The following is a 23,936-nucleotide window of genomic DNA, read 5'->3' on the forward strand; positions in this document are numbered from 1 at the left end:
CCTTGAAAGGCCGGCAGTGCATATCAGGTCGAATAATAAACAATTACGCATTGCGCCTTCTCCCCGGCGCGTGGCCGAAGAGAGGCGCAGCTTTATAGTGAGCTATTTTTTGCGGTAAAGCACATAATCTTTCAGGTTAGCTCCTCCCGTTTCAAACACGAACTTCACCAGGTGCCTGCCTGCTTTCATCCTGATAGTTGTATGCACATAGGCGTATTTCTGCCAGTCGCCAGTATTGGGAATGTCTATTGAACCTGTCTGGTTTTCATCATCAACTTCCACGTGCATTTTCTGGTCGTTATTCGGCGAGGCGATGCCGATAGCGAAATCCCATTCTCCGTCTGCCGGCGCTTCAACCGTATATTTCATCCATTCACCGCCTCCCGTGAAACCAATATTATTTCCATTTCCTTCAATATCCACTCCCTCGTTTGGCCTGTAAGTACCCGGCTGGTTGTTGGGATCATTGTCGTGGTACCCCCAGCCTTCGCCGCCCAGGTCGAAATCGGCGGCTTTGATGGTTATGCTGCCCGACGCGCCAATGGAAGCCGGCAACAGGAACGGAACGCCCAGGTAAGGATTGTATTTTAACCCATCTGCATCCACCAGTAGAACGATGGTACGCCTGGCCGAATCGATCTTGTACATGCTCGGTTGCACCAGGTCTACTGCCAACGCCACTTTTTTACCCGGGTTAGCTGTAAAATTGGCCAGGTTGACATTTACCGGGAAACTCAAAGTATTATTGAAATCCCTGAACGTGATGGAGTCTGGCAATGCAAACCCGCCTCCTGTCAATGCCACTGTGTTCGGCAACGCTCCCGAGGCTATCAGTTTAGGCACCGTATCCAGGTTTGGAGTTACCTTCAGGTAGAAGGATTTCCCGGCGCTGCTGGTATAACTTACACTCAGCGGCACCTGTACAATACCGTTTCCAACCACGTAATTCTTAGGTTTTTCTACCGGTACATCTATCCGCTTTCCAAAATCTGTAAAGTAAACGTAATGGATCTGGTCTACCGGCACTATAGCCGTGGTATTGATCTGCACGATCACTGTTTTCTTACCTTCTTCCAGCGAATTGTTCTTGGTAGGGTCTTTCAGCTCTACTGCTAATGCCAGCCGCTGCCCGTAATATTTTTCAAAGGTGCCCAGGTTCACTTTCAACTTGAAAGAGGCATTTTCAGAGCCAAACGGCACGGTGATGCGGTAAGGCAGCGAATAATCTTCCGGCTGCAGTAATACCGCGTTTTCCAATGCACCCTGTGCTATCAGGTTAGTGATGGTATCGTTATTCACGGAAACGCCTATATCAAATATGGAAGGCGCGGCATCAGAGAGTTTGACAGTTAACGGAATATCCACCGTGAAGGCCTCCTTTACATAGCCGGTATCCGCCACTGGTACCATCAACATGCCATTATTGCTTTGCAGGGCCACGCTTACTTTCTGAACATTGATCTCTTCGCCTTTAATATCCTTCTTTTCGCAGGAATACATTGCTGCCAGCAACAGGGGCAAAGAGAAGTATTTAGTGTATTTCATCCTGTTATCTTTAAGGCTAAATGCCTGGTTAGTTATTAATCATGCTTACATACCGGGTAGTCCATACCTTGCCATCGAGGTTCCAGGCCGGGTCTATGGCCACCTGCATCCAGTCCATTACCTGGCGACTTACATCGATCGACTGCGGCATGGTCTGGGCAATGTTATTGGGAGAAGCAGGACAGATTAGATTGTCGAAGTTGATCCAGCTGAAAGATCCATGCACGGTGAAATCAGTCAACAAGGTACTTTGGTCTTTCAGGCTTGCTCCCTGCCCATCCCTTGCGGGCCAATAGCCCAGGAGTTTTGTGTACAGGGGGTGTGATGTTGGCATGGAAGTCTGGCAGGCATAGTCGGCGATGTTCTGATCGGTAGCATCTTCCAGGAAGATCTTCACTTCTGTAACATACGCATCCGGGGCCGGGTAACTACCCGCGTATGGGAGGTATCCCAACCGTAATGGCGCTGTACTGTTCAGGTTGCCCGAACCTGTCAGATCGCCGCTGTTATTAGGTTTGCCATCGGTATAGGTTTTCAGGGTACGGGCGCCGCTGGCGCTATCCGTAACAATAACGGCGGCAACATCATGCCAGTTGCCATCGCTGATATCCGCGCCATTCACTACCACGTTATCTGTTTTTCCCGGCGCATTGCGGCCTACATTCACCTGCCAGCCTTTCTGGTTCAACACTATGGCCCAACCAATTTCTCCTGCATCCAGCGATGCTCTTTTCGACAGGATAGCGGTATTGGAATAGGTATAGTCCCCGTTTACCCCCGGCATAACCTTGATCTTCAGTTCAATGGTCAACCCGCTCTTTTCATCTATATCATAATTCCGGCTATTGTCTATCGTCGCATAAACGGCGTTCGCTGCATCGCCCGACAGGTGCAGGCCTTTACCTGCATAACGGTTACCGGTATACGGTTTGTCGATGAACGACGGGAGATAGTCTTCGGTGTAAAAGAGGATGAAGTTATTGACATTAGGATTGCTCAGGATGGTATGATCATCTTCTTCCGGGGCAATGGCAAAAGGCCCGCCATGGCTCGACATAACCACTACCAGCCACTTCTCCTGCTTATATGTTTTACGTTGCCTGACAGCCGACAACAAAGCTCCCAGGTTATCATCCGCTTTTTCCAGGGCGGCGCGATACTGCGGAACGCTCAGGTCGAACCCGAACTGCTTTCCTTTTGTATTCATATCGCTGTACTGGATCATTACGATCCCTGCGCTGTCATTCTTCAGTTCGCCCAGCGCTGCCTCTGTGGCAGCATCGTCATCGTTGATGAACGCCCGGTTATCATCAGCGTCCGTGATCAGCTTACTGCCTATTTCCCCCACTGTTGTATAAGCTGCAATACGGGTAGATGGCTGTCTTTGTTTGATATATTTAAAGAAAACCGGGAAGTTGTTCAGGTTAGTGTTGGTCAGGTCGGTACCGTAAACGCTATGTTTATCTTTAGTCACCCCTGTAAGAATATCCGCCCAGGTTGTATAACCATTGATGTCTGCATCCGAGATCGCGTTCCAGGAATAGATGGCATGTTCTGTGAGTGCGCTGATGTTTATACTATTAAGATCGCGTACCGACTGGCCCCTGGCGCCATCCAGCACTACCATCAATACCTTGGGGCGTTTACTCACAGCGCTGGTAGTATCGCTGTTCTCTCCAGGTGGCAACACTCTTTCAAATCCTTTATTACATGCCAGCCACATTACCGGCGCCAATGCCAGCAACAACAGCCATCTTCCTTTTTGTTTCCAGTTATATTTCTGCATGTTCAATGAATTAATCATTTTAATAAAATCCTCGTAACATTACCCGCAGGTTGCTCGTCAAACTTGTCGAAGCCTCCTGTCAGCAACACCTGTATCTGTCCCGCAAAATTTTTTGTTTCATAAATATGCCTTACCACTCCTCCCAGGTCGCCATTGGTATTGTACCCTTTCAGCAAGGCGCCTTTCTGGTCCAGCACCATGAAGTTGCCGCGATGTACCCCCCCGTAATTCCTGAAGTTGCCGCTTACGATCATCCAGCCGTTCGATAGCTGGGCGGCAAACTCGTATACATCCGTATTTTCCTTTGTAGATCCTTTGAATGCCTGGTCCAGCGACCCGTCTTCCTTTAACAGCGCCAGCCCGTTTTGTTCTACCCCGTCGAAAGTGGTGAAATTGCCCGCCAGCGTAAACCGGTGAGTAAACTTATTATAGGTGATGGATGAAATGTCGAGATCCGATCCGTTGCCGCTTTTGAATGTACGGTCTATGCTGCCGTCGGCATTTAATCTTACAATATTGTTAGCCGCCTCGTTGTTGTATTTGGTGAAGCGTCCCACGAGTATCAGTTTGCCGTCTTCCTGCATAAACCCGTCATTGATGGGGCCATTCGGTCCGTCGAAGCTCTTATGCAGCGCGAGGTTATAGTTGAAGGAAGAATCCAGCGATCCGTCAGGGAAGAAACGCACGAGGTTTTTGATCCGTACGGAATCAATGGCCAGCGAATCATATTTCCCCCTGTAGTCGCCATAGCCGTATACCCGTTGCAGGTAGAAATTGAAGCCGCCTATCGCTGTAATGGAGTTGCCGTTTGTAAACACCTTCCTGATGCTGCCATCTACGCCGCCGTTAAAAGCCGGTACCGTATCCTGGTTGGTAAACGTTCTTACCACCATGCTATCGATAGTTCCGTTGCTGTTCAGTACTGTAATATTGCTGATCTCTCCCAGGTGTATGTTATAGGAAGAAAAACCTCCTCCTATTACCATTTTTCCGTTTGGCAGGGAGGCAATGCTGGATATATAACCGGGAGACCCGCCGTCGGTCAGCAGGCTGCGATCCAGGTCGCCGTCTTTCGTGGTCATAAGGATACGGTTAATAGGTTTTACCGTTCCTTTCCTTTCATAGTCGGTAAAATCTCCTACCATGATCATCCTTCCATCAGCCAAAACCAATACATCGGTGATCACCCGGTCGGCGCCTACTGTGGCTTTGAAACTATTATCCAGCTGCAGTTTTCCCGTCACCCGGAATACCGGGCCGAACACGATTCTGTCGTCTACCGCTACGGCTCCCACCCCGGTACTGGCAGATTCGGGCACTTTCACCTGGATGCCAGTACTGTCGATCCCCACCACTTCGGCAGGCTCGCCATTCAGGAGGAACCTAAGCGTGTTCTTGTAAGGTAAAAGTCCTGTAGCCTTAAACTTAACCACAGATCCCGGCTCTCCCATCCTGGGTTCAGGATAATCGGTGCTCATCCTGATGCCTAATACAGGTCGTCCTCCTGCATAGGGATCTTCGTATGTTTTTTCTTTTGTTGTGCAACTGGTGCTAAAGCCTATATAGATCATCAGCGCCAGCAGGATATAACGAAATTTGAAACTCATCTGCATAATGTTTAATAGATTATTTACCCGCCGCAGTGAGCGCGGCAGCAACATCCCTGGAAAATCTCTGCTGGTCGAAACCGAAATAGGAATGTGCGGTGCTTAACACATGTACCACCCCGTTATCTGTGAGTATGTTGCAGGAAGCCACCGAAGCTGTTCTCCAGCCATCCATCGGTTTGGAGGCATCGGGTATAAAGGAAATGGTCAGTTGCCGGTACCCTACATACTTTACCCCGTTTGCATCGTTGTAGACAACCCCGATGTTCATAGGTTGCTTATCCCATGAGTAATAAGCCTGCCCGGGGTAATTGATAAGCAGGTTGAAGTCTATCTGCGGGTAATCCTTCAACTGGTTAGCCCCGTGAAATATGTACAGGTTCAGGTATTTGCGCCAGATAGCGGCAGGAATTTCCTGCAACGCGCGGATAGTATCATAACCATTTTCGTACAGCGATTTATTTGTTTCAACTATCAGGTTGCGGATACTGTAGTCCAGCGGCGAGAAAAAAGTAACGGTATCTGACTTCAATACCTCCTTCATCCCTGCCAGGTCGATGATGGTGGATACAGAATCGAAGAGGAAAGGTTGCGCATCCAGGTAATCGATCACCGAGCCTTTAAAGTAAGGGTTGGCTAAACCTGAATCCAGGTAATAATCCTTCTCTTTCTGACAGGCGCTGAAGCCAAGCAGCGCAAGCAAGAGGATCAATAAATATTTATGATGTGAATACATAGTTGCTGGTTTTATTTGAGCCAATATAAATTAAGCTGGATGTATGGATTCTGGTTCTGAACCGATGCGTCCAAAGGCCATGTCCATCCTCCCTGGTCGAACTGCAGTTGCGTGAACGGGCGGTAAGTCCATTTAGAGCTGAATATCCTCCCGGTTCTTACCAGGTCGAAGAAATAGTGGCCTTCTCCCATCAGTTCCCTGGCCCGCTCCGCGAAAATGGCATCTTTCAGGGCCTCGCCTGTCAAACCTGAAACGGGCGCTGCAAACGCCCTTGTTCTTACTTCATTCAGTCTTGCCATTGCATCATCATCCCTTCCTCCTACTTCAGCCAGCGCTTCGGCTAATAGCAGCAAAGCATCCGCATACCTGAAAATGATCACGTTGCCATCGGGGTTATAATCTTCATCGTCGGTAATGGCATAGATATTCACAAACTTCAGGTATTGAAAATCCCCGTTGTCTGCAAACATGTTTTCATCAAACCATACCTGCGTACGGCCGTCCGGCGATCCCGGCGGGAATAGCATAGTCAGGAAAGAAGCGCGGTAATACGAGTAACTCCACTGGTGCGTTGCTACGGGGCGCTTATAAGGAAAATGCAGTACCAGGTCAGAAAAGGTGTTATACCTGATCACTTCATTATAGTTGGAGTTCTGCGCTATTTCAAACAGGCTTTCACGGGTACGGCCCTGGAACAGCTGGCGGTATTCGCTCAATGGCAGCAGGCTGTATTGGCCGCTGTTCACCACTTCCGTACCGGCATCCACTGCCTGCTGGAAATACTTCTTTGCATTGGCTTTATCAAAACCTGCCGCCCAGGCATCCAGTTCCATAATGAGGGTAAGTAATGCGCCTTTGGTGGCGCGTACACCCAAATAAGCGGCATTGCCATAGTTCCATGGCAGATCGTCTTTTACCTTCATCAGGTCGTCCAGGCAGTTTTTAGCCACCGTCACATGGTTTTCCCTGGGTAGCGGATCTATATGATAGGCGTCTGTATAGTAGGGTACATCTCCCCATACTCTTATCATTATCCAATAGGTAACGCAGCGAAGGAAAACCGCTTCCGCCTGGTAGGCTTTTGCCTGGGCTTCAGAAACGCCGCCGATCTTGCGAACGCCCAATTCGTAATACAGGTTGTTAGCCGCCTGTATCACCTTATAAAATCCCTGCCATTTGGTTAATTCATTCCAGTGATATAAACCATCATTACCACGGATAGCGATAAAGTTAGCCAGGTCATTTTCTGATACGAAGTGTACATAGTTGCGTTGCTTCTCTTCCGGCGATTCTGCCATCATTCCCGAACGCACGTCTCCTGCATTCGGAAGAAAAGGACAGGATCCCAGCTTATCTCTCAGCAATCCGTAAGTATCCCAAAGATTATTCTCCACATCCTGTTTGGTCTGCAGAAAAGCGTTTCCTGAAAGTCTGTCCAGCGGCTTTACGTCCAGGAACTTTTTGCAACTGCCCGGAACAACCGAGAGCAATGCGAGTAAACAGATAATCCTGCGGTTCATGTTCAATTTCTTTTAGGTAAAAATTATCTTAAAACTGTACGTTAAGCCCGAAGTTCCAGGACCGGGCAATCGGGTAACCGTTAGACTGGTCGCGGCCCAGTGACGATACGTTCTCCGGGTTGGGACCACTGTAATTACTGAATGTTTTCACGTTATTGCAGGTCAGGTAGAAACGAACCGTGTTCAGGCCGAACCGTTCCGTGATATATTTATTAAGCGTATACCCCAGCGTGATGGTATTGATCTTGAAATAAGATCCGTCTTCCTGGAACAGGGTCTGATCGCCGCGGAAAGGATTGATAGCGCCTGCTCTCGTGTAGTCGAAAGGGTTAGGATACCTGGCATTCCCGCCGTAAGCTTTCCAGTAATTGATGGAATTGAAATCAACAATGGAACGCTGATCAAACGGCTGGCCGAGGTATTGCATCCTTTGTACCAGCGCGTCGTTCAGGATATCCCTTTTTGCAGTAAAAGAAGCGTTCATATTAAAGGAGAATCCTTTGTAGGTAAGCATCGACTGCATACCTCCTGTAACCAGGGGTTGGGAGTTACCTGCAATCGTATAGTCGTTGGCGTCGAGGATGTAGTTGCCGTCCCTGTCTTCCCAGTACGGATCACCTGCTTTAAAGAAAGTACCATTATCGGCCCGGTAACGCAAACCGGTTGCCGGATCTACCGGTACATCATCGAAATTGCCATATACGCCTTTAGTGGTCAGCAGGTAATTGCTGAGCGAGTTCCTGCCTACGCGGAATACCGTGTACTGACCCTGGTCTGTCTGGATAAGCTGCCTTGCATCGCCCGGCAGGCGGGTAAGGATATCCTTGTTCAGGGCGCCATTAACGGAAATGCTCCATTGAACAGGATTGGTTGGAGGAAGAGGCCTGAAGGTCAGCGACAGCTCGTAACCATAGTTCACCAGCGAGGTTTCATTCGTGATCACACTGTTGAAGCCTGTAATATCCGGCAGGGGCTTGGAACGAAGCAGGTTGAGAACAGATTTGTAATACACGTCAAACACCATTTCCAGCCTGCCTTTAAAGAACCCTGCTTCCACGCCGCCATTGTATTGCGTGGTAGTAGTTGGTTTCAGATCAGGATTCGGCATCTGCCCGAAATCCGTACCTATTCTCGGGTTGCCGTTATATGTACCCCTTGGGCCATAAGCTCCGTAGATGGCAAAGAGGTCGGCCATCGGAACAATGTTCTGCCCCCAGCTCCCGCGTAAGGAACCGTAGTATAACCAGTTGGATGAATTTTCCAGGAATTTCTCCTTACTGAAGTTCCATCTTAAACCTATTGAAGGGTTTTTAGAGTAAGGATCTTTGAAGCCTGTAGCGGAAGTCCCGTCCATCCTGTAACTGGCGTCCAGGATATATTTCTGCATGTAGTTATAGGAGAAAGTCCCTGCAAAAGAAGCCGTATGGCCTTGTGAAAAGTTATCCAGCAATCCGCCGCCGTTGGAACCTTCTTTACCGTAGCCCAGCGGCCCCTGGTATTGATCGTTAGGCATTTTATCCTGCCGGATCACACGGGCCTGCATTCCCCTGTTATAGATCTCGTTGAACCCCATTACAGTGAAATTGTGCTTCTTGTTGATGCTTTTATAGTAAGTGATGCTGTTGCGGTTATAGAGCGTAAAGTTGCGGTCGTCATACGCTTCTACCTGTGAATAGTCGTTATTGGCGGCTGCCGGCACAAACTTGTCGGAAGTATTGGACGCATAGGTATAACTAACGCTGGAGCCTAAACTAAGCCCGTCTATCAACTGGTAACTGGCGTCGATGCTGCTGGTGATGTTCAGCGTTTTGTTATTGTTCTGTACTTCCAAAGCTCCCAGCATATCTGAGGTAGTAAGGAAGAAAGAAGGATCGGGTAAGAGGGAAGATGACTGCCCGTTGCTTGCAACACCCGTTTGCAGCAAGCCATTGCCGCTGCCCAGCTTCCGGTTACCCACCTGCGTATTCAGCATGGCAAATACTTTCAGCTTGGGTGTAGGCTGGTAGTTCATGTTGGTGTTGATAGAATACCTGTCAAAACCTGTATTGCGGATAATGCCGTTCTCATGGTAGTACGAGAGATCCGTCTTATAGTTAAATGTAGGATCCCCTCCGCTGATGTTAACGTTATGCGTCTGGTTATAGGTTGTTCTATAGAAGATGCCCTGCCAGTTGGTAGAACTGTTGTAATAGGGATTAAGACTGTCTGAAAGGAAAGGCGTCTGCGAAATGCGCTGCCAGTCGGCATAGGTGCCGTTCTGCATGATCTCCTTGATCCGGATCTGCCGTTCCATGTTACCTCCTATGGTTGCTCTTAACTCCGGCGGCGTGTTCATAAAGAAGTTGCCAGTATAACGCACTACCGGCACTTTGGAACTACCTCTGCGGGTCGTGATCACGATCACCCCATAGGCGGCGCGGGAACCATACAAGGCTGTCGCCTGTGCATCTTTAAGCACTTCAAATGTTTGTATATCTTCCGGCGGAATGAGAGACAAAGGGCTCACACCGGGACCCGGCGTCTGGAACCCGTATGTAAAGTTGGCATCTGCATCTATCGGTACTCCGTCTATCACGTATAAAGGAGAAGTCGGGGTCAGGAAAGAATTACTACCGCTTCCTGTAACAGTAATATTGGAAAGACCACGGATCGCGATCATACCACGACCGCCCGGGGCGCCTGTATTGTTCTGGATATTCAGACCCGCTACCCTGCCCTGCATAAGCTGTTCAACGTTGGAAACCGGCACGTCCTGCAGGTCCTTACCACTGATCACCACGGAGCTGCCTGTTGTCAGCTCCCTGGTTTTGGTCTGGTAACCGATGATCACCGTTTCTGTAAGTTTGTTTTCACGAATGGACATACGAACATCCAGGCGGCGGGATGTGCCTATCTTGGCGGTATATTCCCTGTACCCTACAAAACGGAAGGTAAGGGAAGCCTCGGGCGACACCTGGACGCTGAAGTTTCCTTTTGCGTCTGTTACGCCAATCACTTTCGACGTTTTGCCTATCACCTCCATGATGCCTACGCCTATCATTGCTTCCGTCGACTCCTTATCGCTCACCGTACCGGTAACCGTGATCTTGGGTTGCTGGGCCTGCGCAACTGTTGTAAGCAGGAGCATTGCCAGCAGCCAACCTACCGCTTTGCCCTGCCTGTATGTTTTATGAAGAATTGAATTTTTATATGGTTTCATAACATCAGATCGTTTAGAATAATTTAATTCGCTTTATATACCCTCATCACTCGTCCCTGAACCTTGGGGTGTCGCTGGCAAAGAAGAAAATGACATCCCAGTCTCCTTTCTGGTATATGGCAAATTGAAAGTTAAGCGTGGCCCTGATCGTACGCCCTCCAAACCCTTTCCTGTCAAACGCAAAGCTGACATTGGCCTGGGAGCCGTCTGAAGTTGTCCACCTGGTAGGAAAATTCACTACCGGGATGGGGTATGCCACGTCGTAGCGGATAGCGGTCGCAGAGCGTTTGGCATTAAACCCGTGTATGAGACTATCCAGGGGTTGCGTTTTTGTAAACAGCGCGGGGTCCATGAGCACTGAATCCTTGTTCAGGAATTTAAAGCTCACTGAACTGCCGTTGCCGGTTTTACGGAAAAGCACTCTCACGCTGTCGTTTATAATAGGCAATTCGGTACTGTCGCCTATCATATTCGAAACCGAAGGATGATTATAGATCAATACCGTCTGGTTGGTATCATTCACATACTTCTCTGTCATTGGCTGGCCTGTCAGCGGGTTTATATCCTTTGCAGGGCTATAAGGCAACTGCCACATCGGAGCCAGGGAAATATCCTTGTATGTGTTGGTGCCGCCGGAGTTGGTAACAACAACATCGAACAGGTAGCCCGGGTCAGGCATCTGCCGCAGCATAGTACTGTCGGCTGTATTCCAGAGAATAAAGTCGCCCGACTTTTCCCTGATCTCCCAAACCGGGTGATTTTCCTGGGTTCTTTTGGCATCGATCTCGGCTACTGATTTCTCATCGCCTGTATATGCTTTCTTCCAAACCCACACCGGCACCATCTTTTCCAGGTCGTGGGTAATTTCTCCCGTGCTTTTCAACCTCACGTTCACGATCCTGAACGACAGCGGCGTAGTGGAATTATCGGTATTAAAAACCCTTGAATACACGGTGGTACGGCCTAATACCGGGTTAAATACTTTCTGGGTGTACCCGGCCTTAGGACTCAGGTAGTCCAGGTCTTCAGGCAGCCATTTCCTGCAGGCGCCGAGCGTAACAGCCAACAGCAATACAAGGCTGATGAAATAATATTTTGGTTGTCCTGACATAACTTTCATCATTTAGTTTCACTAATTGTAAATGACCTGATATTATAGTTCCCGTTCTCGAGGAAGAATTTCATTTTGTATGTTCCTTTCTTCAGTGATACAGGCCGTGCGGATACCACGTCTGTCCAGTTTTCCCAGCCCCCGGTGTTAGGACAGGTCATAGGCCCTGTAACATCCTGGCCGTCTATCTCGAAGTGGAAGCGGCTATTGCCGTTAGGATCATTGGGGCTGCCTACTCTTGCTTTGAAGAAGTAATCGCCATCTTTAATGACACGGATAGAATACATGAGCCATTCTCCATCGCTGGTCCATCCAACATTATATCCGCCGCCTTCTTTCGTTTGTGAGATATCCACGCCTTCGTTTGTCCTGTATTTGCCGCCATTGTTGGAAGCATCCGCATCGTGGTATCCCACGCCTTCGCCGCCCTGGTCAAATTCTTCCACGGCAATGGTACCCGGTACAGGGAATACGCTGTCTAACGGCAGGAACCGCATAAAACGGAGGTTATAGAAAGCCAGGTCATAACTTACCTTCAGCACGTGTTTCCCTGCTGTGAGCTCCCTGGTTATCACTTCATGCTCTACCCAGTTCTGGTCGCCTTCCGTTCCTTTGATCTTGATGGCAGGGGTAACGGTTGTTCCGTCCAGTTCCATGTGCAGGGTACCGCCGCCCTGTGCCGGCGTTCTGTTGGCGGCGGCCCGAACGAGCAGCCTGTACTTGTTGGTTTCACTTACCATCACGGTGTATTTCAACCATTCGCCGGATGATGTCCAGCCTATGTTATAGCCATTCTCTCCATTGCCTGCATCCTGGATATCCACTCCTTCGTTTGGCCTGAACTTACCGCCGTTATTGGGGCCGTCGTTGTCGTGGTAGCCAACAGACTCGCCGCCTTTATCGAACAGCTCGAACCCGATAGTACCGGGGATAGGTAAAGGATAACCGTAGAAAGGAGCCGGCAATGTGGGATTAATGCGGCCGATAAATTCATCGAACCCGAAGATGTGGTTCCTGTCCATTACGTTCACCAAACCGTTGCTGGTTTTGATATCTACCGCCACCGTGTTGCTGGTGCTCCACTGGCGGGTGTACACTACGTTCTTGGTGTTGCTGAATTCTATAATTCCCGGCCCTCCTTTCACATATCCTTCCGAGCGGGTGCTGCGATATTTGCCATGCATCCTGAACCCGTACCTGGCGCTCAGGAAGTCGATGCCATCCTGTGTAGCCATGCTGTCGGAAGGAATAATGCCGGGGATGATATAGCAGGCCACCATCGAATCCAACTGGTTAGGCGCGGAGGTAGACAGGTAAAGCATAGGCCGTCCCTGCGCTTTACGAAGATTGTTCATATTGGAAATGGCTTCCTGGAAACTGGCGTTTGTCGGCGCAAATACCGTGTAGGAACCATTTATAAGGCTATCGGCGAATCCGGTCTTATCGATCACATAGAGGAAAGAATCGTAAACTCCCGGCTGGCTTTTCAAAAACTCGTAGGTATTGCCTGAAAATTCATGGACCACATTCTCATAATCGTAATACCCGCTGTCTTTCTTACAACCGATGTACGAGAAGAGTATTACCAGGATGGCCAGCCCACTAAAACGAAATATATTCTTTTGCATAAGAAATAATTTGGTTACCTGTTTAGCCAGTAAGGCTGTTGAGAGATCAAATGATTTGTAGACAATACATCATCCGCTATCGGCCAGTAGATCCCACCTTCATTCATCATTTTCAGGAAAGCAGGGTCGTTATGTTTGATCTTATTATACCGGATAATGTCGAACCATCTCCATCCTTCTCCTATCAGCTCTTTCCTTCGTTCCTTGAAAATGGCGTCTACCAGGTCGCCTTCCAGTGCGGCATTGTACTTGCCGATCTTGCGCAGATCGCGTATCTGGTTCAACTGGTCAATCGCTCCCTGCGTATTTCCCAGGACCGCAAGGGCTTCGGCCCTTAACAGGGTGAGTTCCTCCATTCTTGTAACGATAATGGCGCTGGCAAATATCCTGTAGTTGGGATTGGCCACGCTTCCATCCTGCACTACTTTGATTTTGGAGAAGATGGGCATATGATTGCTGAAGGCGGTAAAATACCTGTCGCTGGTCGGGAAGCCGGTGATGCTATCCAGCGCGAAACGTTCGTCGGTAAGCTGATCAAAGAGTTTCAGCACCGTGTCTTTAGGCACATAGATCTCGGGCAGGTTCTTCGAAATAACGGGAGCCGCCAGGGTCAGTTCTTCCAGATGCCCTGAATAGGCGGCTTCTCCTTTTGCATATTCCGAATTAATGCACCAGATGGGGATCTGGTTGCCAACCGCTTTGGATGTTCCTGTAAAGAAGCCGCTGCCCTTGGTCAGGTCGTCGGTTTTCATAAAACTATGCGGTACTTTGCCGGCATTGTCCAGTACAAACCTCGTATAGGCTTCCACGAGAGAATACTTTCCCTGCCAGGCCGCCACGTGCGCCATTACTGCATATACGCTGGTCTTCTTCACCAATACATCATTCCACTTATCGCCTCCTACATTATAGTACTGGCCTTGTTGCTGCACATCGCCGCTGCTGTATTTATACGGCAATACATTAGCCGCGCCCTGCATTTCCTGTTCAATAAATGCGAGAATTTTATCCTGGCTGTCTTTCGCTTTATCGGCAAACTCACCATCATGCGAGGTAGTGATCAATGGCGCATCGCCCCAGATCCTGACGAGCCAGAAATATGCATAGGCCCGCAGGAAACGCACCTGCGCTATGTCAACATTCATGTTCTGCTCACTATACTTGGGATCTCTTGCTTTCACCTCGCCTACATGTTCCAGGAACAAATTGGCGGCGTTGATAATTGCATAGAACCTGCGCCAGTTCGAGAGGTCTTTTAACAGATCCATAGGCGCATGCAGGTTGTTATTGATAATGGCATCCAGGTCCTGGCGGTTAACCGACGAGAAATCGCCGCTCCGTAATTCGCCATACATCCAGTATGCGTTGTTGTTAGCCAAAGCCGCACGGGTCAATCCATATACCCCTATCAGCGCCGCACGGGTATCTTCATGCGAGTTCCACATATTAGCTTCTGAAACAGCATGATTGGATTCGATATCCAGCAGTTTTTTGCAGCCTGTGAACAATAAGCTGCACAGGAGCGCCAGCGGCAAAAGCCGGGTCTTGCACTTACTGCTGAGATTAGGAATTAAATACTTCATCCGATAAAAATTTTGCAGTACTTTTTAAAAATCCATTTTTACACCCACGGTATATGATTTAGGTATAGGTTGCCCGTAACCGTTATCAACCCCGTTGAAATAGATCAGTTCCGGGTCTCCTCCTGTGTATGGCGTGATAGTGAAAAGATTGCTTGCCGTGCCGTAAATCGTAAGCCCGTGGATGGGCGATCTCTTACTCCAGGTGCGGATCTTTGTCAAGTCATATTGCAGCGATACATTTCTGAGTTTCAAAAAGGAACCGTCTTCCAGGAACAGGTCCTGGTCCGCTCGGTAGCCTACTACCTTGCTCCATGGATTATAAAGCGGGTAACGGTTATAATCGCCGGTCTTCTGCCAGAAGGTGATCTCTTTGATCGCATCCATAGTGATCTGTCCTTCATGGTTAATAAAATCCAGCTTATTGGCCATTTCCTGGTTCAGTACCTGTTTGCCCAATGCGAAATAGAAAGAGAAGCTGAAAGTGAAATTGCGATAGGTCAGATCGCTGCCAAACCCTCCGCTCACTTTAGGCAAATAATGCCCTTTCATTACCTTGTCGTCATCGGTAATACTGTAATCGCCGTTCACGTCTCTCCAGACCGGGTCGCCGGCCGCTACAGGCGTACTCTTATAATTCAGTTTCCTTTGAGTTTTCGGATCTACCGGGATATCTCTTTCCCTGTTATATATTCCCTTATTTTCCAGCAACCAGAACTGGTCTATGCTGTTGCCTACTTTCAGGAGACGGGCATTAACCCCGCTGCCGATCACCATCTGGTCAATGCCTCCGGGCAATGCCAGCAACGTGTTCTGGTTGTAGTTGAGGTTAGCGTTAGGTATCCATTGCAGGGAACTGGAACCAGGCAGTACATTGGCCTGGATGGCCAGGTCTGCTCCCCTGTTCCTTACCTTCATCCCATTCTGGTAAACAGACGTATAGCCGTACTCGTACCCGCCAGGGATGTTCATCAGCATATTGTTATCTGACTTATTGTAAACATCCAGGGAAATATTCAGGCGGCTGCCGGCCAGGGAAGCGTCAAAGCCCAGATCCAGCTGGTCTGAATACGGCCATTTGATGCCGTTGCCGATATAACCGCTGTTATAAGGTCTCGACAGTCCTGCCAGCCCGTTATAGCTATAATAGTATGGGTTGTTGTTGTAAGAAAGCTCGGATGCATACTGCGACCCTTCTCCGAACCGATCGTCTGTCATCAGGCGGGCGATACGGCCATAGCTGGCATGCAGCCTGAGATCGTTCAGCCAGCCTGCATCTGCCATTAATCCTTTTTTCAGGTTATAACCAACTGAAAAAGTGGGAGAAGTGTACCACCAGTTATCCGGTTGTGCGCTGGAAGAACCATCGGCACGTACCAATACCATCAGGTCAAGTACATCACGGTACTTGTAGCCCGCCTTGCCATAGAACGAAACCAGGCGGTGACGCTGCTTATCAACGAACATAGCGATCAATGCAGCCTGGTAGGCTTTCGGGCTCGTGTAGTCGGGACTGTTAGGATCGGATACGATCTGGTTCAGTTTTATAAGGTCGTTCGGCCCATTGTAAGCATAGCTGTAGTTATAACGGTTATAGTCTGCCTCAAATACCTGCCCTGCTTCCAGCGAAACGGTGTGTTTGTTATTGTACAGGTGTTGGAACGATAAAGTGTTGTTCACGCCTACCCGCTGGTTGTAACCAAAATAGTTGGATACGTAGTTAACTGTTTCCAGCAGGGTACCGGGGAAGAACAGGTCCCGCGTTCCTTCGTTATAATCGGCCACCATGCTGGAGGTAAGGCTCCAGTCTTTGGAGAACTGTGCTTTGAGCCTGAAATAACCGTTGATAACGTTGGAACGGTTGTTATCGAAGCTCTGGTTAAACTCGTCGAGGTAGGCTGCATAAGCCGCTTTATTAGGCGCCAGCGGTGAGGTGAGATCCGGCAGGTACTGCATTTCCTCGAACCGGTCCCTCAACGACCTGTTGCGACGCCGTTCCAGCCGGGTTGCATTGATCATGGTCGACATAGTAAGCCAGGGCACCGGCACCATGTTGATTTCGAACATGGCATTATACCTGTCCAGACGGGTATTGTCGCCCGGGTTCTGCGTTTGCTCATTGCCCGCAGCGAAGCGGAAATTAGCCAGTTGGGTACCGCTCGACAGGCTGGCGTTCACCCCGCGGGTGATCTTGTTCCTGTAATAGAGATCCGTCCAGTTGGCGGGACCGTAATAGGCGCTGTTTGCCGAATCGCGCAGGTAGGTTGGATAAGCGATGATATTCTCCAGCGTGGCGTAGCGGTTATAATACGGCTGCCTGAACGCGTTTTCGTATTGTGCATTGGTAGTAGAAATATGAGGTTTCTGCGATATTCCTACCCAGGAATTGAAAGATATTTTGCGGCCGCCGATCACCGGGGCTTTCGTTTTAATGGAAATGACCCCGCCATTGGCAGCCCTGGGGCCGTAGATAGCCGCATCAGCATAATCTTTCAATACTTCTATGGAAGCGATATTATTGGGATCAATGGCGGCCAGCAGGTTGGTAGCAGGCCCCATCCTGTTGTAGTCGTATAATTTAACATCAAATGCGAACGGATGATCGCCGGTTAACGGGATGCCATTCAGCAATACCAGCGGCTGGGCGTTGTACACATCTTTATGCGACACAAGGGGGATAGCGGTACCGCGGATCATCATTCCCATTTCAGTACCTGGTTCGCCGCTTGGTTCCTGGACGTATACGCCGGCCACTTCGCCTTTCAGCATCTGCTGCAGGGAGTTAAAGGGATAAATAGCCGCCTTCTGCATATCCAGGCTTTGTTTCCTGAATACTGTCAGTTTATAGGTATTGGTATCAACAGGCGTTTGAGCATTACGGATGCTATCCTGTTTTGCTTTGCCTGTCAGTGGTTTCTTAACTGAGTCCTGCATCCCCTGCAATGTTCCGGATATTGATACATCCGCTCTCAGTAACGCGCGTTCAGGAGTTGCTGAAGCGGCAGTTACTGCGCCGCTGATCAGCATACCTAACATGCAACGTTGCACGATGAAATGCATATAGTAATGTTTTTTGTGAGAAATAATGTGATTGCAACGTTTACCAGGTCACGCTAAGGGTTATACGAAGCGTATTTGCCAGCGGGTTAAGCGGGGCGCCTCCTGCCGGTACCAGGTAAGAGAAATCCAATCCTGCCAGTTTATATTTCAGTCCAAACCCTGCCGTCAGGTATTTCCTGTTCCCTTTGTTGCGGTGTTCGTTGTAATAGCCTGCACGGATAGCTAACAGGTGATCATACTGGTATTCCAGGCCGGAAGAATACATCAGTTCCTGGAACTCCTCTTTCAGCCCTCCCGGCGCATCGCCGAACGATCCGAAAACGCCGCTCAGCAAACCTTTCTGCCTGTAATCAGGCGTCCCATCTTTGTTTGTGTCAACAGTATCAGGGCTAGGCGCCATCAGCTTGTTAATATCCAGTGTCAGGGCCAGGGAGTTCTTACCATCGAACCTGTAAGTATAGCTGCCGCCGATACCCAGGTTGGCAGGCAGGAAGTATTTATCCTGTACATCTTTACTGTAGCTGATCTTTGTCCCGATATTAGAGAGTACCGCGCCGAATCTCCAGGTTCCTGTTCCCTCTTCTTCTTCCGTGGTTGAGATATAAGAGAAACTGAGATCGCCGGCGAAGGCATTGCCTGCCCGGTAAGAACCTGACCCACCGGCTTTTGCACCGCTGGCCAGCTTGGAATGGATATAGCGGAATGCAAGTCCCACGCCCCAATGTTCGTTCAGCCGGCGGGCATACCCGCCTTCCAGTGAAAATTCACTTGGCCTTACATTTCCCTGGGTCTGGCCCTGGAAATCCGTCAGCTCAATACTACCCAGGTTGAAAAAGCGGAAGCCGGCGCCAATGGCCTGGTTCTCGTCCAGCTTCCTGTAGCCGGATAAATTGGCCAGGTATACATCGCTGGCCATTGACCGCAGCCAGGGAGAAAAACTACCTGCAACGCTCCTTTCATCGCGGCTGAATGGCAGGGTGGAGAGATTATGGAAAACGGCATTGGCATCGGGCGACAAGGCCATCCCCGCATCGCCCAGTGCAGCGCTTCTCGCATCGGGAGTGATCCTGAGAAAAGGAACAGCGGTACTGATGGCATTCGTGCGTCCATCGGTGTTGCCGAGCGAGATTTGTGCGGTTGCAGTGCGGGCTGCCAATATCAGAGCAATGCAAAGCATCCCTCTTACTAATGGTTGATAAAAACCTGCATACATCATTTCAAAAATTTTAGCAATCATGACTCTCATTTTTTCTATCGGGCCACAATCATTTTTCCTTTAGCAATTGAATTACCTGACTGTACTTTCACGAAGTATACGCCTTCTGCCAGTGTGCTGGTGTTGAACTGGTAGTAGGTATACCCGCCCTGTACCAGGGTTGTATTGACTACCGCTCCCCTGCTGTCAGTGATCACTACCCGGAAACCGTCTTTTGTTGTGATCACGCCCGACCAACTGATCCTGGCCATCCCACTGGCCGGATTCGGCGAGATGGTTAGCTTCGGAGCAGGAAGATTGGTATTGATGAGGGAAGTATCGCGCGCTTCCGCAGTAACGTAATAAACACCTGTTGCAACAGCAGAATTCTTCATGCCTGGCTTCATGGCAATGGCATTGATCTTCGCGCTGTCTGTAACCGGTATCAGCGCGTAATAAACAGGCGAGTTCTCATCTGGTATCGTACCATCGAGAGTATAGTGAATAGTAGCGCCTTTGGTATTTGTATAGATGCCTACCTGGCGGATACTGTTATACGTTCCGGGCGGTATGCTGAATTCAGGCGTACTTACCGGGTCGTCGGTTCCGATAGTATAGGTAGCGATAGCCGGTTTGGAATCGCTCAGTCCCGCAGCTGTTGCATAAGCCTTTACTGTAGTAGTGGTTTTGATCTCCAGCGGCGTTGTGTAAACCGGTGAAGCAGAACTTAGCACTTCATCGTTCAGTGCATAATGAATAACCGCTCCCGGTGTAGAAGAAGAAATGCTGACCGTCTGCGTTCCTGTATAAGCGCCTTCCGGCAGGCTGAATACCGGTACCGCTGCGCCGTCTGGTACAATAGTATAAGTACCTGCTACCACCTGGGAAGGCGACCGGCCGTCTTTTACCGCATAGGCTTTAATGCGCGTAGTGGAATCAATTAAAATTTCGCTGGTATATAGGTTGGATGAAGTAGTTGGAGTGCTGCCATCAGTGGTATAATAAACGGAAGACCCGGGTACGCCTACACTCAGTTTAATTTTTACGCGACCCTGGTATACGCCGGCAGAAGGCGTAAATACAGGATTGGGCAATGCCGGAGGCATTACGGTAACAGCGCCTGTAGTCACTTCAGATACAAACATATCTTCTTTATACGCGCTGGCCTTAATAGTATATGTTACAGGCTCGTTGGCAGCTGTCAACTTAACGGGGTTCAGCGGATCGTAGACCGGCGAGTTGATCGTTGGCGTAGTGCCGTCTAATGTATAATGTATTTCAGCACCGGGCGTAGTAGAAGAAAGTACAATGTTCACGCTGCCTTCAAACAGGCCACGGTCCGGCGATATTTTAGGCCGGGCAGCTTCAGGAGGCTGCATGGCGTAAAAGTATTGAGAATAAACCTGCTGTTTGGGAAGATTGGGAGCCGTCCAGGTAAAGTACATGATGTTGGCGCCGCCGCCTTTTTCGAAGAACTCTACCTCTATCGGGTAAAGTTTTCCTGCTTCCAGGTCAACAGTTCCGGAAACATCGCGACAACATCCGCCGCCGTTATCAACGATCACCCGCCCTGCGTCGGCTCTCCTGTTCTTAAAATCTTTTATGATGAATTTTATGCCATCGTCTGCATTCGTATTAAAGGTATAGGTACCTGTAACCGGGGCGCGCAACAATGCGATCCAGCGTACCGAGAAATTATCGTCTGTCAGCCCGTAGCCGGGATTTCCTCCCTGCCAGTTAAAACAAAAGGAGGTATCATATACGCCGCCTTTCACCAGGGTAGTAAATGGATTGCCACCGTTGTCCTGGTAATAATATCCTATCAATCCCCGGATCGTGTCCGGAGGCGGCGCCAGCATACTGCGTATACCCGGCTCCGTTGGCCTTACTTTTGCCTGTACCCACCCGATAAGGAGGCACAAAAGCATAAACAACGCACTTCTAAATTGTTTCATACTTAATAAATGAGTTTATATTCAAAACTATCTGCCCATCCTATTTTATTAGTAGTCCTAACTAATCAAACAAACATGACAATCCCCGCACCTGCATGCAGGCGAAAAAACACAGACAAAAAAATCCCTGAAGGCCCTGGCGGGTCTTTAAATTCAGATGATCAGCATATCATCGGCGCAACGGCCGATGTATGCACATTATGGTCTTAAAATTCCCGGATAATGGAAATAGGGATGCCGTTCCATTTTTTTGGAAAATTTTAGTTGATAAAAATCTTATTCTATGCCAAACTAACTGCTACCGGATAAACGATATCCGTCAAATAATGCCTCCAGCACAGGATACATAGGGGTAACACAGTACCACCAAGGTGTTTCCTGGGCAAAAAATGTGATAAACTAATTGATTTGTTCAATCATTTAATGGAGTGTTCATAGCCTTAAATTTCCGGGATTTCAGCACCTTTGGAGCAGTAAGGAAGAAAAAGGAACTGCAGTGCAAAAACAGATCGTGGAACCTGAGGAAAACTTTACGTATGAACCTGAGTAAATGAGCGCAACAAATGCCTAAAACGTGGAATCGTGGAATCTTTCTTTCGTCAAAAGTAACATTAAATCATAGTCTGGAATTAATACTTTTAATTTTTTTTAATAAGCACATTCGTGTAAATGCTAAAACGTTTTAACGTTTACTAAAGTACGATAACTAATTTAAATTCCAAAAGTTTTTGCAAAAAATATTTTGCAACCGCGTATAGTCGCATGCGTGTTGCCACAGCAACTATACGCGGTAAATGAATTATTTCCGCACTGGAATTGACTCGCTATAATTTCCTTTACCATGAAACCAGTTGGCTGCCTGACCGGTTAACCATAAATAGAAATCGCTGCCCAAATTATCTTCAACACCTACAAACCCTGTTTCTCCATTCAACGGTAAGTGTGAAGCAGTTGCACATTTAAAGATAGCGGTGCCTTCATTCACTTCGTCGAACATCGCCACATACAGCATTTGCGCGCCTGCTTTTTTCGCCGCCGCAACCTGCCGCCAGAAGAAATTACCCTGCTCGCGGGGGATGCTGTTAGCTTTGGGTCCGTTCATGTTCTTCCAGCTGAAACCGGGAAACGCCAGCGGCGCATAATCCACCTGCGCTTCTTTGCACCAGGCCACGTCTGCTGCAATTAAATCCTTGAACTGGTCATAACTTCTCCCGTTATACCTGCCAACAAACCATGGCATAATAATATCCGACCGTTTGATCAGGTCATGCAACTGCGGATCACTGATGCAGTCCTGTTTTCCTTCTCTCCAATAAGTAGGCACCCCAAGCATCACGCTGTATCCCCGTTCTTTCAGCCCGTTTACAATCGTGGCAGATTCTGTTAATCCATATGCCCGCCTGTCGTTAAACCCGATGCCCCACACCACTACCAATGGTTTATTATTATGATGCAGGTAAGTAGGCACTTTCTTTCCTTTCAATAATCCATACTGTTCATTCAGTTCGTCGATGTCTTTCAGCACAGTTTGCTCTTCACCGGGGCGCATGCCACTGAGATCGTACATGATGCATATTGCCCGGTCGTACTTCCCAGCCGCCTGCATGGCGTTGCTCAACACGGTGTTGAAGTGCTTTTTGCCGCCGGGGTTCCGTATCTCTGCAACAAACCTCTGCATAAATACGCCATCGAGACCATACTCTTTCATCCATTTGAAATGAAGGTCGACCGTGCTTTTATCATGCGCGCTGAACACGGCAGCGGGACTGCCGTCGGCGTATTTAAAAGGAGTTGGATAAGTGATCTTGTATTCGCTTACATCTGGCCAGAAATCTATTTCACAGGAGCCGGGTGCAAAAGTACCCCGGTGCTGGTAATGATACCATCCCCTGCCGGCGCTGTCGCCGGGCGTGTTGAACCATCCCTGGTAGCCGGCCATTACCAGGCCTTTATAAGATGGATACCTGGTTTTTCGTTGAGCCGTTAACGATACAGGAATGAATGCCAGTAAAACAAATGTGGTTAAAAATCGCCTGAGTGTCATTTCAAATTCTTTTTTGAAAATTCTTGTTGTGGAATATTAATATGAGATGCATAGTATCTCCTTGGGGATAAAGATAATAGCTTACAAAAAGGCTTGCCTGTAAATGTGAACAACGGTAAAAGCGCCGGGTTTCCGGTATGTAATAAAAAAGAGAGCGGCATCATTTATACCGCTCTCCTTTGATCATGATCTTTTTTATAAACTGGCTATCCACTGCCGGGCTGTCAAAACCCTGGCGAGTCGGGGAATGGTATTTGTCATCAGGTCATGGTGTACAGCCGTTTCGGGATCTCCGCATCCATCACTGATCACGGTAAGGTCATAATCCCTCTCGGCTATTTCGCGTACCGTATTCAGTACTGTTCCGCTGGTGGGATAACCGGTCACTGCAAGTTTGGTGAAGCCCCGGCGGCCAAGTACCGTATCAATATCCTTACCGGTAAGGATACTGTCCGGACCTTTAACAAAGATGATATCTCCCTCTATTGGTGCAACAGCTGAATGTATGCCTGACTCGGGCAATCGCTCCAGGAACATGCGGCGGGGCGACCGGCGGCCCGGATCACCGGGCATGTTCGCATGCTCTGAACTACATTTGAGGTATGCTACCTGGATATCAACCATCCTTGCCTTTGAAATTGCTTCTTGTATGTTATATATCAGGGGCTGCGAATCGGGGAACCCTGAGAATGAATTGGATTGTACATCCAATACCAGTAAAGCCGTGTCTGAATGGTTGATCTTCATATGTTGGTTTGATTTTGTTGATACTATAAATACGGTAACAACAAAAAAATAGATTGCCGTTTGCTGAAGTTCCCTGCCGAATTTTTCAAAGATGACAGAGGTTCTCTTAGTTCAATAAACTATATGTCAAATATCAAACTATCATATCAAATTCATATGTTAGTTATCCTTATCACCAACAGCACGTCCACCCGCCTCTCCATGTTTTAATACGAACCTGCCG

The 23,936-nt window shown here is 48.7% G+C and carries 14 protein-coding genes; all 14 read right to left on the bottom strand.

Annotated features, from left to right (window positions below):
• Positions 1–102: 102 nt before the first annotated feature.
• The 14 genes from BLV62_RS24945 to BLV62_RS25010 all read right to left on the bottom strand — a co-directional run bounded on the left by BLV62_RS24945 (position 103) and on the right by BLV62_RS25010 (position 23,713).
• Positions 103–1,545, bottom strand: a complete 1,443-nt coding sequence (locus tag BLV62_RS24945; RefSeq protein WP_089765345.1) for a carbohydrate-binding protein — start codon at positions 1,543–1,545, stop codon at positions 103–105.
• Positions 1,546–1,573: 28 nt separating this feature from the next.
• The gene (locus BLV62_RS24950; protein ID WP_168927986.1) at positions 1,574–3,331 is read right to left on the bottom strand and encodes a DUF4983 domain-containing protein; all 1,758 of its coding nucleotides are present in this window, start codon (positions 3,329–3,331) and stop codon (positions 1,574–1,576) included.
• 14 nt (positions 3,332–3,345) lie between these two features.
• Entirely contained in the window at positions 3,346–4,938 is a 1,593-nt protein-coding gene (locus tag BLV62_RS24955) for a DUF5008 domain-containing protein (RefSeq protein ID WP_168927985.1), read from the bottom strand.
• 19 nt (positions 4,939–4,957) lie between these two features.
• Entirely contained in the window at positions 4,958–5,674 is a 717-nt protein-coding gene (locus BLV62_RS24960; RefSeq protein WP_089765350.1) for a hypothetical protein, read from the bottom strand.
• An 11-nt stretch (positions 5,675–5,685) separates the two neighbouring features.
• On the bottom strand, positions 5,686–7,194 hold the full coding sequence (locus BLV62_RS24965) for a RagB/SusD family nutrient uptake outer membrane protein (protein ID WP_089765352.1): 1,509 nt from the start codon (positions 7,192–7,194) through the stop codon (positions 5,686–5,688).
• A gap of 28 nt (positions 7,195–7,222) precedes the next feature.
• Positions 7,223–10,393 (bottom strand): SusC/RagA family TonB-linked outer membrane protein, encoded by a 3,171-nt coding sequence (locus BLV62_RS24970; RefSeq protein WP_211117963.1) that lies wholly within the window; start codon positions 10,391–10,393, stop codon positions 7,223–7,225.
• A gap of 46 nt (positions 10,394–10,439) precedes the next feature.
• Complete coding sequence (locus BLV62_RS24975) at positions 10,440–11,504, bottom strand: DUF5007 domain-containing protein (RefSeq protein WP_168927984.1); 1,065 nt, start codon at positions 11,502–11,504, stop codon at positions 10,440–10,442.
• Between the two features lie 8 nt (positions 11,505–11,512).
• Complete coding sequence (locus BLV62_RS24980) at positions 11,513–13,132, bottom strand: carbohydrate-binding protein (protein WP_089765355.1); 1,620 nt, start codon at positions 13,130–13,132, stop codon at positions 11,513–11,515.
• A gap of 14 nt (positions 13,133–13,146) precedes the next feature.
• Positions 13,147–14,715, bottom strand: coding sequence for a RagB/SusD family nutrient uptake outer membrane protein (locus BLV62_RS24985; protein WP_089765357.1), 1,569 nt, complete (start codon positions 14,713–14,715; stop codon positions 13,147–13,149).
• A gap of 24 nt (positions 14,716–14,739) precedes the next feature.
• The gene (locus BLV62_RS24990) at positions 14,740–17,772 is read right to left on the bottom strand and encodes a SusC/RagA family TonB-linked outer membrane protein (RefSeq protein WP_089765358.1); all 3,033 of its coding nucleotides are present in this window, start codon (positions 17,770–17,772) and stop codon (positions 14,740–14,742) included.
• 40 nt (positions 17,773–17,812) lie between these two features.
• Complete coding sequence (porV, locus tag BLV62_RS24995) at positions 17,813–19,009, bottom strand: type IX secretion system outer membrane channel protein PorV (protein WP_225889704.1); 1,197 nt, start codon at positions 19,007–19,009, stop codon at positions 17,813–17,815.
• Positions 19,010–19,023: 14 nt separating this feature from the next.
• Entirely contained in the window at positions 19,024–20,922 is a 1,899-nt protein-coding gene (locus BLV62_RS25000) for a chitobiase/beta-hexosaminidase C-terminal domain-containing protein (protein ID WP_089765360.1), read from the bottom strand.
• A 799-nt stretch (positions 20,923–21,721) separates the two neighbouring features.
• Positions 21,722–22,966: a glycoside hydrolase family 71/99-like protein gene (locus BLV62_RS25005; RefSeq protein WP_089765361.1), complete on the bottom strand. Its 1,245-nt coding sequence runs from the start codon at positions 22,964–22,966 to the stop codon at positions 21,722–21,724.
• 195 nt (positions 22,967–23,161) lie between these two features.
• The gene (locus BLV62_RS25010; protein ID WP_089765363.1) at positions 23,162–23,713 is read right to left on the bottom strand and encodes a cysteine hydrolase family protein; all 552 of its coding nucleotides are present in this window, start codon (positions 23,711–23,713) and stop codon (positions 23,162–23,164) included.
• Positions 23,714–23,936: the final 223 nt, after the last annotated feature.

Source organism: Chitinophaga terrae (ex Kim and Jung 2007) (assembly GCF_900107795.1).
Taxonomy (GTDB): domain Bacteria; phylum Bacteroidota; class Bacteroidia; order Chitinophagales; family Chitinophagaceae; genus Chitinophaga; species Chitinophaga terrae.

Excerpts from the sequence above, each read along its gene's own strand:
- BLV62_RS24945 (WP_089765345.1), bottom strand. The coding sequence starts at position 1,545 with ATGAAATACACTAAATACTTCTCTTTGCCCCTGTTGCTGGCAGCAATG.
- BLV62_RS24950 (WP_168927986.1), bottom strand. The coding sequence starts at position 3,331 with ATGCAGAAATATAACTGGAAACAAAAAGGAAGATGGCTGTTGTTGCTG.
- BLV62_RS24955 (WP_168927985.1), bottom strand. The coding sequence starts at position 4,938 with ATGAGTTTCAAATTTCGTTATATCCTGCTGGCGCTGATGATCTATATA.
- BLV62_RS24960 (WP_089765350.1), bottom strand. The coding sequence starts at position 5,674 with ATGTATTCACATCATAAATATTTATTGATCCTCTTGCTTGCGCTGCTT.
- BLV62_RS24965 (WP_089765352.1), bottom strand. The coding sequence starts at position 7,194 with ATGAACCGCAGGATTATCTGTTTACTCGCATTGCTCTCGGTTGTTCCG.
- BLV62_RS24970 (WP_211117963.1), bottom strand. The coding sequence starts at position 10,393 with ATGAAACCATATAAAAATTCAATTCTTCATAAAACATACAGGCAGGGC.
- BLV62_RS24975 (WP_168927984.1), bottom strand. The coding sequence starts at position 11,504 with ATGTCAGGACAACCAAAATATTATTTCATCAGCCTTGTATTGCTGTTG.
- BLV62_RS24980 (WP_089765355.1), bottom strand. The coding sequence starts at position 13,132 with ATGCAAAAGAATATATTTCGTTTTAGTGGGCTGGCCATCCTGGTAATA.
- BLV62_RS24985 (WP_089765357.1), bottom strand. The coding sequence starts at position 14,715 with ATGAAGTATTTAATTCCTAATCTCAGCAGTAAGTGCAAGACCCGGCTT.
- BLV62_RS24990 (WP_089765358.1), bottom strand. The coding sequence starts at position 17,772 with ATGCATTTCATCGTGCAACGTTGCATGTTAGGTATGCTGATCAGCGGC.
- porV (WP_225889704.1), bottom strand. The coding sequence starts at position 19,009 with ATGATTGCTAAAATTTTTGAAATGATGTATGCAGGTTTTTATCAACCA.
- BLV62_RS25000 (WP_089765360.1), bottom strand. The coding sequence starts at position 20,922 with ATGAAACAATTTAGAAGTGCGTTGTTTATGCTTTTGTGCCTCCTTATC.
- BLV62_RS25005 (WP_089765361.1), bottom strand. The coding sequence starts at position 22,966 with ATGACACTCAGGCGATTTTTAACCACATTTGTTTTACTGGCATTCATT.
- BLV62_RS25010 (WP_089765363.1), bottom strand. The coding sequence starts at position 23,713 with ATGAAGATCAACCATTCAGACACGGCTTTACTGGTATTGGATGTACAA.